General features: G+C 28.6%; 13 protein-coding genes. 9 read left to right on the top strand and 4 right to left on the bottom strand.

Going from position 1 to position 8,146, the window contains the following annotated elements; translation table 11 throughout:
• Together VK071_07825 and VK071_07820 are read left to right on the top strand one after the other, a co-directional pair.
• Positions 1-876, top strand: an 876-nt coding sequence (locus tag VK071_07825; GenBank protein ID HLR35217.1) for an amidohydrolase family protein, incomplete at its 5' end; no start/stop codon positions are given.
• Between the two features lie 76 nt (positions 877-952).
• Positions 953-1,363, top strand: coding sequence for a hypothetical protein (locus VK071_07820; protein HLR35216.1), 411 nt, complete (start codon positions 953-955; stop codon positions 1,361-1,363).
• Positions 1,364-1,633: 270 nt separating this feature from the next.
• Here the strand turns inward: VK071_07820 and VK071_07815 are convergent, their stop codons facing one another.
• Positions 1,634-1,717 carry a hypothetical protein gene (locus tag VK071_07815; GenBank protein HLR35215.1) on the bottom strand — a complete coding sequence of 28 codons (84 nt, stop codon included), beginning with the start codon at positions 1,715-1,717 and terminating at the stop codon, positions 1,634-1,636.
• Between the two features lie 510 nt (positions 1,718-2,227).
• Here VK071_07815 and VK071_07810 point away from each other — a divergent pair.
• From VK071_07810 to VK071_07785, 6 genes are all read left to right on the top strand, one after another.
• Complete coding sequence (locus tag VK071_07810) at positions 2,228-2,374, top strand: hypothetical protein (GenBank protein ID HLR35214.1); 147 nt, start codon at positions 2,228-2,230, stop codon at positions 2,372-2,374.
• The gene (locus VK071_07805; protein HLR35213.1) at positions 2,335-2,499 is read left to right on the top strand and encodes a hypothetical protein; all 165 of its coding nucleotides are present in this window, start codon (positions 2,335-2,337) and stop codon (positions 2,497-2,499) included. The genes VK071_07810 and VK071_07805 overlap by 40 nt, the downstream gene beginning before the upstream one ends.
• A 495-nt stretch (positions 2,500-2,994) precedes the next feature.
• Positions 2,995-3,483 carry an HXXEE domain-containing protein gene (locus VK071_07800; GenBank protein ID HLR35212.1) on the top strand — a complete coding sequence of 163 codons (489 nt, stop codon included), beginning with the start codon at positions 2,995-2,997 and terminating at the stop codon, positions 3,481-3,483.
• A 45-nt stretch (positions 3,484-3,528) separates the two neighbouring features.
• A complete protein-coding gene (locus VK071_07795; GenBank protein ID HLR35211.1) occupies positions 3,529-4,062 on the top strand; it encodes a GNAT family protein in 534 nt (177 codons plus the stop codon).
• A gap of 343 nt (positions 4,063-4,405) precedes the next feature.
• The gene (locus tag VK071_07790; protein ID HLR35210.1) at positions 4,406-4,591 is read left to right on the top strand and encodes a hypothetical protein; all 186 of its coding nucleotides are present in this window, start codon (positions 4,406-4,408) and stop codon (positions 4,589-4,591) included.
• Between the two features lie 177 nt (positions 4,592-4,768).
• Positions 4,769-5,323, top strand: a complete 555-nt coding sequence (locus tag VK071_07785; protein ID HLR35209.1) for a DUF421 domain-containing protein — start codon at positions 4,769-4,771, stop codon at positions 5,321-5,323.
• Positions 5,324-5,713: 390 nt separating this feature from the next.
• Here VK071_07785 and VK071_07780 read toward each other — a convergent pair whose 3' ends face one another.
• The 3 genes from VK071_07780 to VK071_07770 all read right to left on the bottom strand — a co-directional run bounded on the left by VK071_07780 (position 5,714) and on the right by VK071_07770 (position 7,514).
• Positions 5,714-6,220 (bottom strand): flavin reductase family protein, encoded by a 507-nt coding sequence (locus VK071_07780; GenBank protein HLR35208.1) that lies wholly within the window; start codon positions 6,218-6,220, stop codon positions 5,714-5,716.
• Between the two features lie 258 nt (positions 6,221-6,478).
• On the bottom strand, positions 6,479-7,054 hold the full coding sequence (locus VK071_07775; GenBank protein ID HLR35207.1) for a cyclase family protein: 576 nt from the start codon (positions 7,052-7,054) through the stop codon (positions 6,479-6,481).
• Entirely contained in the window at positions 7,044-7,514 is a 471-nt protein-coding gene (locus VK071_07770; protein HLR35206.1) for a MarR family transcriptional regulator, read from the bottom strand. Before VK071_07770 ends, VK071_07775 begins: the two co-directional genes overlap by 11 nt.
• A gap of 413 nt (positions 7,515-7,927) precedes the next feature.
• Between VK071_07770 and VK071_07765 the strand changes: the two genes are divergently transcribed.
• Positions 7,928-8,134 carry a hypothetical protein gene (locus tag VK071_07765; GenBank protein HLR35205.1) on the top strand — a complete coding sequence of 69 codons (207 nt, stop codon included), beginning with the start codon at positions 7,928-7,930 and terminating at the stop codon, positions 8,132-8,134.
• The last annotated feature ends 12 nt before the right edge of the window (positions 8,135-8,146 follow it).

The following is an 8,146-nucleotide window of genomic DNA, read 5'->3' as shown; positions in this document are numbered from 1 at the left end:
GCAATAGATGCAATAAATCCTACTGATGAAGGAATTAAGGTGGCAAGGGAATCAGGAGTGACTACAGTAGTATCAGGTCCTGGGAATTCTAATTTAATTGGAGGTACCTTTGCAGCTTTTAAAACTTATGGTAAGACTATTGAAGAAATGGCAATAGAAGATGAAATAGGTTTAAAAGTAACTTTAGGAAATTCGCCAAAAAAAACCTATGGGAATAAAGATATGATGCCTAAAACTAGAATGGCTTCAGCGGCTATGATTAGGGAAGCTTTTATTAAAGCTAAAGAATATCATAGGCAATATAAGTTGGGGAACCATCCGAAATTTGATATAAAGCTACATTCTTTAATGAGAATATATGATGGAATGCTAGTGAAGTTCACAGCTCATCAAGCCTATGATATAGTTACAGCTATAAGATTAGGTGAAGAATTTAATTTAAATTATACAATAGATAAATGCAGTGAAGCCTATTTAATAGCAGAGGAATTACAAGAGTTTAATACGAAGTTTGTTGTAGGTCCTGCTTATGGTGGGAAAAGAGAACATGAAATAAGAAATAGAGATACAATAATAGCATCAATAATGGAGGAGAATGGTTTGGATTTTTGTATTTCTACAGGGCATCCTACAGTAGATATAAGTATGGCTATGGTGCAAACTATAATGATGCATAAAAAAGGATTATCTAGAAAGAAAGGCCTGGAGGCTATGACTATTAATGCAGCTAATATGGTAGGCATTGGGGATAGAATAGGAAGTATAGAAGTAGGCAAAGACGCAGATATAGTAATTTGGGATGGAGAACCACTAGATTATTATACATCACCTAAGACAGTAATTATAGATGGAAATATTGTTCATAGTAATATATAAAAAGAAATTATTTATTGATTCAAGTAATAAATAAATGATATAATCTAAATAGTAACATATCGGAGGTGAGTCCTAGGTGTCTGAAAAGATGTACGGTTTATTAGAGAAACTATATTTAGAGGTTCAAAGTATGCAGACAGAGATGAAAGACATAAAAGAAACTATGGCAACTAAGGAAGATTTGAAGGACTTTGCAACTAAGGAAGACTTAAAGGACTTTGCAACTAAGGAAGACTTAAAGGACTTTGCAACTAAGGAAGACTTGAAGGACTTTGCAACTAAGGAAGACTTAAAGGACTTTGCAACTAAGGATGACTTAAAGAATCTTGCAACTAAGGATGATATAAATATATTAGCGGATGAACTCCATACAGAAATTCAGTCTGTACATGATGAATTAGTAGAACTTAGGAGTGATTTAAGTACAATGGAGGTGCTAACAACTAAAAATGCTTATGATATAGCTAAATTAAAAGCTATACGTTAAATAGGGGATATTTATAAAAATCTTATTAAGCCTAGCAATATAATAGGGTTTAATAAGACTTTTTTGTTTAATATTCAAATATGAAGTTTTACAATAAAGTCATGGGCATTTACAAGTTTACTTGCTCTAACTACATCTAATTCACTAGCATCCAAATTTCCATATTGAATATTATCTTTAATAGTGCCACTAAAAAGATGAGGAGATTGAAGAACATATTCTAAATTTTCATGAATCCAACTCGAGGTATATTTTTATAATTAAAATTATCTATAAAGAATCTCCCTTCGTATGCTCATAAAACCTACAAAGTAAATTCACTATAGTGCCTTTTCCAGAATCTGTTTCACCAATTAGAGCAATAGTTTCTCCAGAACTTACATAAAGGTAAAAATTTTCTAAAACTGTCTCTCCATTTTTATAAGCAAAAGATACATTTTTAAATTCTATTTCACTTTTTATTTCAGGCCATGTATTTCTTCTAGAGTTGAAGAGATCTCCATATTTATTTATTACATCTACAGAATCTTCTATTTGAATATCTTCATTAAGAGTTCCAGTAATTTTTTATATCAGAGGCTATCCCAGTTTCTACTTTACCGGTAATGGCAATAAAAAATTAAACATAGGCCGTGTTATTTCAACTGAATTTATAAAGTTTTGTTTAGCTTGTAAACTTATTATCATAACCATAACTACAGCCCCTTATAATATTTAAGTACATTTATCATCATATATATATATTATTAGTAAAATTCAATAAATATTTTATATTTTAACATAATTGTAAGATTGTAAAGATTTTTTTAAGGATTTTAATAATATTTATGGAATATAGTTTAAGTATGCAATAGAAAAGGAAGGATGATTTTTATAGGAGTTAGATACGATAATTATAATTCAGCTATAGGACTTATCCATGTAGTAGTAGATGAAATAGGGATTAAAAAGATAATTCTTTTTGAAGAGGATTGGGAAAATATATACAAGAAAATAAAGATATTAAATTAAATAAAGAAGTTTGTAAAGATGTAATAGTACAATTAGATGAATATTTTAATAAAAAGGGAAAAGAATTTCAGCTACCTTTGTCTATAGGGGGAACGGAATTTAGAAAAAAGTTTGGAGGGCTTTAAGACAAATATCCTCTGAAGAGGTTAGAAATTATTCACAAGTTGCAGAAACTATAGGAAATCTTAAAGCTGTAAGAGCAGTAGGAGAAGCCAGTAGAGCTAATCAATTGCCTATAGTTATCCTTGCCATAGGGCGTAGGCAAAAATAGTAGTTTAGTAGGATTTGTTGGTAATAGAATATCTGTTAAAAAATTTTTGCTTCAACTAGAGGGAGCTAAAGTTTAGATAGAAAGAACAAAATTTATAGTATAATAGCATTCTATAACGAATTAGCAAGATAGAAAAGTTATTGATGAAGCCAAGTATGAAGATTACCTCTTGGAATAAATTCAAGAGGTAGTCTTTTTATATATTAATTTGTATAATAATAAAGGAAAATGAAGTTATTTGTTGAATATACATACCATGATGTTTTAAAGTGTATTTATATGTAATGTTTTTATTAATAGACATTAAGGTGAAGAAGATGTAGGGGAATATTTAGGAGAGGAGATTAATATGTTTGAATTATTGAACTTATTTTTACTATTTCCACTAATACTTACGTTACATAATATAGAGGAATCATTATGGTTAACAGAGTGGGCAAATTCTTTTAAAAAAAGTAGTAAGCCTATGAATAAAGATGGATCTATTTTTACAACTATTGTAACATTATCTTTCGCTTACTTAATTACTCTTTGTTTTGTATTTTTACCAGAAGTTTCAGTCTTTAAATATTTATATTTTGGTTTTATTGGAGTAATGATGTTTAATGTTATTTTTCCTCACTTGGCACTAACAATCCAATTTAAGAAATATTGTCCAGGTTTAATAACTGGAATACTTTTATTAATGCCAATAGGTAGCTTGATTATCATATATTCAATTAATAAGGAAATTATTAGTTACTTAGGGTTAGTTATAGCTACTATTATTGTTGGTTTAATATCTCTAATTATATTACCTGTTTTATTTAGGATGGGTGAATACTTCCTAAGATTTTAATGGTTTATCAGAAGAGTAACACTATTATGAGAAGGGATGATTAGTTTGAAAGTATTAGAAACAGAAAGATTAATTTTAAGGGCATGGGGACTAGAAGATATTGATGATTTTTTTGAATATGCAAAGGATCCAGACGTAGGGCCTAATGCTGGATGGAAGCCTCATGAGTCTAAAGAGGAAAGCTTGGCTATATTGGAAAACTTTATTGAAGGTGATGAGGTTTGGGCAATAGTGGATAAGGAAACTGGAAAGGCAATTGGTTCAATTGGTGCTCATGAGGATGATAAACGTAGGGATATTAATGCAAAAATGATAGGATATGTTCTTTGTCAAGATTATTGGGGACAAGGTTTAGTTCCAGAAGCAGTAAATAAGGTTTTAGAGTATTTGTTTAATGATGAAAAAGTAGAATTAGTTTCCTGTTATCATTATCCTTTTAATAAGCGTTCTAAGCGAGTTATAGAAAAATGTGGGTTTAAATTTGAAGGAACTTTAAGATATTCAAGTAAAATATATAATGGCAAAGTCTATGATGAATATTGTTATTCAATTCTAAGGGATGAGTATATAAAAGGTTAGATAATAAGAATTTATAAAAAAATGGGGGACGTTATGAAAAGAAAGTTAACTTTAGTTCTGTGTAGTATTTTATTATTAGTTATATTAGTTGGATGTAAGAAAGAAAAAATAAGGATGATATTTTTGGAGAAGGCTGGATAGCAGGGGATGGTTCCCTTTTAGAATGAGAAGATGATGGAACTTTTAAATGGCATCAAGTTCCCGATGATAAGACAAATAATTATTATTCTGGAACTTATGAAGTATATAATGGGCGGGCTGCTATCGAAAGGTTGCACAAGATTTTCCATAGTATGATATAACAGAAGAAAAAATTTATGAACTGTTTAATAGGAATGAAATAATGAACGAAGATAATTGCTACTACTTAATTTTATGTAATGAAGAGTGCATTGTAGATGGAGGAGATGTCCTGAATTCAGGTGCAAAAATGACATCATATTTTAGTTTTTATTATGAAGAGGGAAAATTTCTTGATGTAGCAAATATGAGAACTTTAAATCAAGGTGGTTTTACAAAGGTTGATTAATAGAAAATACTCCATAGTAGCTAGAATATATACTTATATATTATGGAATATTATATCTAATACTATGGAGGGATTTATTAAGTTATGGATTTTTTTGAGACCATATCAAAAACAACATTAACATTTTTTGTCTTATTAATACTTACTAGAACTCTTGGGAAGAAGTAATTAAGCCAATTGACCTTTTTTAACTATATTACCGGTATTACTATAGGATCCCTTGTAGCTAATACTGTTCTTAATAAAGGCAATCATTATTTAAATGATATGATTAATTTAATTTGGTGGACGATATTAACATTTTTAGTAAGTTTATTAACACTTAAATTACCTAAAGCACAAACAATATTGGCAGGTGAACCAACGATAGTTATAAAGAATGGTATAATTTTAAAAAAAGCTTTAAAAGAAACTGGATTAAATTTAGATGATTTAACTATGTTACTTAGAGATAAAGATATGTTTTCTATTAAGGAAGTTGATTATGCTATTTTAGAACCTAATGGGAAACTAAGTGTTTTAAAGAAGCAAGAAAGAGAAAAGACTCGTCTATATGTACCAACTGAAATTATAACTGATGGAAATCTAATAAAAAGAAATTTAGAAGAATTAGGATTAGATGAGACCTGGCTTTATGAAAAATTGAAAGCACAAGGAATATATTCCGTTGGAGATGTATTCTATGCAGAAATACAAGAGGATGGGTCCCTGCATATAGAAAAAAAGGGTTAGGCATTAATTTTTTAGATATTTGGATGGTGGATATTGGGAAGGAATTATTTAACCTAGACTTGCAAGAATTCTTACATCTTCTATAAGTGGGAGATGAATTGCCAGCATCTTGCAAACATGACAAAACAATACCATGAAAGTTCTTTGATAATTGGGTATATAGGGTTACATAGAGAAATTATAAATGTCCTAAAAATGCGATAACCAAGCTATGGACTTATCCCATCTATGTGTAAAATATCCAAGGTACAAAAGAAACCGATAATGTCGGAATCTAGGGCAGGTACTGCCCAAAGTCAAGCCTGTGGAGAACGCATAAGACCTAGTGTTAGGCTATGTTTTAGGAAGCATGAAGCCACCACTTCTATAAGTGGTGGTAGTTCACATATATTATCCTTGTACATAGCAATTAACTATTTTTCCATAGTATAAAACGTGATAATCATTATTAAAATAATATTCCTCTTTAATATTATTATCTAAAGTTCCAGGTTCCATAGCTTGCTTATAAACTATTTTACATTCATAATATAATTCGCAGTCTTCAATTATAGGTGTATTTACATTTATCCCATCTTTTAAATTTATACTGCATTCCTTAATTTTGTTCACATTTTTTCCAGATTTAGTTCCACAATAAGTTAATTCTTTTCTCATATCTGCTTCAATGGGAATGCTTACCGTAAATTCATCAGTATTTTCCAATAGGTCATAGGTATGTCTGGAATATCTAACAGCTACTGTAAATATAGGCATACTCCATATGATGCCAATATTTCCCCAACCTATAGTCATAGTGTTTATTTCATCATTACTTTTTACAGTGAGAAAAGCTCCCTTATTTATTTGGTCAAGGGCTTCCTTAGAATAATCGTTAAAATTAACTTCTTTAAACATAAAAAAGACCTCCTTAAATATAGTGTTAAACTTAATATAAATCACTGTTATTTACTATACTTCTATATCTATTATATAAATCCTTTTAATTCTAATGTTAATTAAGGGAAAAAGATAATCACCTTGCACCGCCATGCAAGGTGATTAAAATCATTTAAAAATCTTAAATGACAAACTTTTTATCATTAACTTTCTATTTAAAAGTTAGTGGTATTTTTTAAAATATTTGATCATATAGGAAAAGTATATTATTACTTCTTAAATCTCAGCTATTACTCTACATGGTAGTCCAGATACATCTTCTAGATTTATAGGGAAGGTGTATAGTAAAAATTCTCTATCTTTTGTTTCTTTTAATAATAAATCCAAGTTATTTAGGTTCTCTACAATAAAGACATTATTATCCGCACAATACTGGTCAATTTCACGATGTTCTTTTGCCTGCCTTATTCCCGGTGTATCTATGCCAATTAAGCTGACTTTTTTCTTGATTAAAAATTTCACTAGTTTTTTTGATAAGTTGGGATAAGTTTGGAAATAATTATCTGTCCCATAGGAGTTCTCTTTTAAATGCTCTGTATAAAATATAACAAAATCCTTTTCCAATATTTCTTTTGTATTGATATCACTTGTTTCAATATCTCTATTTTTAATACTACTTACATCAAATATTTTTCCAGGTCTTATGAAATTTTCTAGATTAAACTTTTTGTCCATTAAATCGAAGTGAGTACCTATATGCCCAAATTTATTGAAACTCTTATCAGTAGAAGTTCTGTCTATTATTTTATTCCAGGCTCTTTTATTAATTGGAACTGTTAAATCAATTTTCATTTATATTTACCTCCTTTATTTCATTTTCCAAATGCTCTACAATTATTTCTAAAAATTTAATTATCACATCTTTTTCATTGTCATCAAACTTATTAAGGATATCTATATATTTTTCTTTAGATTTATTGTGTAATAATTCATGCTTTGTATAGACTTTTTTACCATCTTTAGTTAATTTAAAATAAAATTCTTTTTTATTATCAGCCTTTGTATACTTTGTAATTATTTTTTGTGCGTTAAGTTTTTTAGTTATTTTACTTATAGCCCCCTTTGTCATATTTAGAGAAATTGCTAATTTAGTAACATTAGGATCTTTTATCTTACCTATAGAATCTATACAATGGATCTCTGAGATACTATAGTTTTCAATAAGTTTTTTATTTTCTATTAATTTATTTAGTAGGTCCCGTTTTTCATATAATTCTGTTAGGTTTGACAAGAAAACCTCAGTTTTTTTCATCTACTTTCCTCCTTATCATTAATGTTTCCTAGGAAACATATTTATTATATCGCGTTTTTGTTTCCTTGTCAACAAAGTACTTTTCTAATGTATTTTAAAAGAATTTTCATATGCTTTTTTAAATATACTAGATGAAGAACATCTTAGGTTTAGTTTACATAATTGGAGTGATAACCTATTTAATAGGTTGTAAGGTTCTAGAATATATTAGATAGTCCTATGGGATAGTTTAAGATATTATTGATAGATAAAATAAATAGATAAAGGATAAAAATAGATATGATAAATATACTGTAAGTTTAACAAAAAAATTTATAAATTAAAATATTAATCACATGTACTGAAGAGAGAAAAATTTCAAGTCTTGTAATTTTTTCTGAATAGGTGTATTAAATATACGAGGAGGTAATGACATGCATGAAAAAATTGAAAAACCCACATTGGAATTAACAAATATAAGGGGAATTGTAGGAACTAAAGAAGAAAACAATGTGGCTGATAAAGTTTATGAAAAATTTATAGAAATGGGTTATTTTAAAAAGTATCCACAATATGTTAAGTATGTAGATGTAATAGATGATCCTTTAGAAAGAAAAAGTGTAATGGCTATGGTAAAATGAGAAAAAGGAAGT

The organism is Tissierellales bacterium, assembly GCA_035301805.1.
Lineage (GTDB): Bacteria > Bacillota > Clostridia > Tissierellales > DATGTQ01 > DATGTQ01.
Note: the sequence above shows the minus strand (reverse complement) of the source record. Positions and strands in the feature narration are given on the sequence as shown.

What these genes read in the sequence shown, in the direction of transcription:
- VK071_07810 (HLR35214.1), top strand. Translation starts at nt 2,228, where the DNA reads ATGATTTTTATAGGAGTTAGATACGATAATTATAATTCAGCTATAGGA.
- VK071_07800 (HLR35212.1), top strand. Translation starts at nt 2,995, where the DNA reads ATGTTTGAATTATTGAACTTATTTTTACTATTTCCACTAATACTTACG.
- VK071_07790 (HLR35210.1), top strand. Translation starts at nt 4,406, where the DNA reads ATGAACGAAGATAATTGCTACTACTTAATTTTATGTAATGAAGAGTGC.
- VK071_07780 (HLR35208.1), bottom strand. Translation starts at nt 6,220, where the DNA reads ATGTTTAAAGAAGTTAATTTTAACGATTATTCTAAGGAAGCCCTTGAC.
- VK071_07775 (HLR35207.1), bottom strand. Translation starts at nt 7,054, where the DNA reads ATGAAAATTGATTTAACAGTTCCAATTAATAAAAGAGCCTGGAATAAA.
- VK071_07770 (HLR35206.1), bottom strand. Translation starts at nt 7,514, where the DNA reads ATGAAAAAAACTGAGGTTTTCTTGTCAAACCTAACAGAATTATATGAA.
- VK071_07765 (HLR35205.1), top strand. Translation starts at nt 7,928, where the DNA reads ATGCATGAAAAAATTGAAAAACCCACATTGGAATTAACAAATATAAGG.